Annotated in this window: 2 protein-coding genes; both read right to left on the reverse strand. The window is 53.7% G+C overall.

From position 1 onward, the window contains the following. Positions 1 to 233: 233 nt before the first annotated feature. The gene (gene rfbC / locus BDE01S_RS10310) at positions 234 to 773 is read right to left on the reverse strand and encodes a dTDP-4-dehydrorhamnose 3,5-epimerase (protein ID WP_066081226.1); all 540 of its coding nucleotides are present in this window, start codon (positions 771 to 773) and stop codon (positions 234 to 236) included. A gap of 140 nt (positions 774 to 913) precedes the next feature. Further along, the gene (gene rfbA, locus BDE01S_RS10315; protein WP_066081231.1) at positions 914 to 1,789 is read right to left on the reverse strand and encodes a glucose-1-phosphate thymidylyltransferase RfbA; all 876 of its coding nucleotides are present in this window, start codon (positions 1,787 to 1,789) and stop codon (positions 914 to 916) included. Between the last annotated feature and the right edge of the window lie 102 nt (positions 1,790 to 1,891).

Consider the following 1,891-nt stretch of genomic DNA (forward strand, 5'->3'; position numbering starts at 1 on the left):
ATCGTGAAATTCCTAAAAAACAAAAATCCTGATTGCCGTCATTAGCTACGTAAGTCCGCTGCGCTACCCCCGCGCAGGCGGGAATGACGGCATTTGAAGATTCTACTTTTCTACCAAAATATCGGTTTCGCGCCAAGCCTGACATATTTCGGTTTTTTAGGAGTTTATAGTTATTGAAAATAAGAATAGGATAAGGCGTTGCAATGCCATATCACTCTGTTTTTAAATAACTGTTAGAAGGTTACGGCTTCGTGCAGCGGCTTGCCGGCCAAGTCTTTGGCAGACAGCGACGGCTCGCCCGCCAGCGGCCAGTCGATGCCGACTGTCGCGTCGTTCCAAATCAGCGAATGCTCGGCATTGGGGTTGTAATAATCGGTGCATTTATAGACGAATTCTGCCGATTCGCTCATCACATAAAAGCCGTGGGCGAAACCTTCGGGTACCCATAATTGGCGTTTGTTTTCGGCGGAGAGGATTTCGCCGACCCATTGGCCGAAAGTCGGGGAATCTTGACGCATATCCACGGCCACGTCGAAGACTTCGCCGCTGACGACGCGCACGAGCTTGCCCTGGGTGTTTTCGGTTTGGTAGTGCAGGCCGCGCAACACGCCTTTGGTGGATTTGGAGTGGTTTTCCTGCACGAAGGTGCGCTCGGCGACGTTGGCTTTAAACCATTCGTCGCGGAAGGTTTCCATAAAGAAGCCGCGCTCGTCGCCGAATACTTTCGGCTCGAGCAGTTTGACGTCGGGGATTTTGGTGTCGATGATGTTCATGGTGTTCCTAAATGTTCGGCAAACCGTAGGTCGGGCGCTTTTGCCCGACACTGGTCAGTAAGAGGTGGTTTGCAAGCCGTTTGAACTGTCGGGCAAAAGTGCCCGACCTACGGTTTTTGGTTTCAGACGGCCTTAATGCTTCAATGCTTTTCAACCAGCTTCAGCAGATATTGGCCGTAGTCGTTTTTCGCCATCGGTTTGGCCAGCGCGGCCACTTCTTCGGTGGTGAGCCAGCCGTTGCGCCAGGCGATTTCTTCCAAGCAGGCGACTTGCAGGTTTTGGATGTGTTCGATGGTTTCCACGAATGATGCGGCTTCCAGCAGGCTGGCGTGCGTGCCGGTGTCGAGCCAGGCGAAACCGCGCCCCAGCAGCTGCACGCTCAGCGTGCCGTCTTCGAGATACATTTGGTTGAGGGTGGTGATTTCCAGCTCGCCGCGCTCGGACGGCTTCACCTGTTTGGCGAACTCGACCACGCGGTTGTCGTAGAAATACAGGCCGGTCACTGCCCAATCGGATTTCGGCACTTTGGGTTTTTCTTCGATGGAAAGGGCTTTGAAGTTTTCGTCAAACTCCACCACGCCGAAACGCTCGGGGTCTTTAACCTGGTAGCCGAATACGGCCGCGCCTTTTTCCTGCACCGACTGCGCGGCTTCTTTCAGGGTTTGGGTAAAGTGTTGGCCGTAGAAAATATTGTCGCCCAATACCAGGCACACGGAATCGTTGCCGATAAATTCTTCGCCGATCAGGAAGGCTTGCGCCAGGCCGTCGGGGCTGGGCTGGATGGCGTAGGAAATACGGATGCCGAAGTCGCTGCCGTCGCCGAGCAGGCGTTTGAAGGCTTCGTTGTCTTCGGGGGTGGTAATCACCAGAATATCGCGGATGCCGGCCAGCATGAGCACGGAGAGCGGGTAGTAAATCATCGGTTTGTTGTAAACCGGCAAAAGTTGCTTGGATACGCCGCGGGTAATGGGATACAGGCGCGTGCCGCTGCCGCCTGCGAGTATGATGCCTTTCATGTTTCTTCCTTTATTCTGTATTTTTTGTGTTTGTCGGTTTTTCAGACGGCATATCGTCATCGAACACGGAATGATACGGCGTTGCTGCGCCTTGTCTCATTC

It is taken from the genome of Bergeriella denitrificans NBRC 102155, from assembly GCF_001592185.1.
In the GTDB taxonomy this organism is placed as follows: domain Bacteria; phylum Pseudomonadota; class Gammaproteobacteria; order Burkholderiales; family Neisseriaceae; genus Neisseria; species Neisseria denitrificans.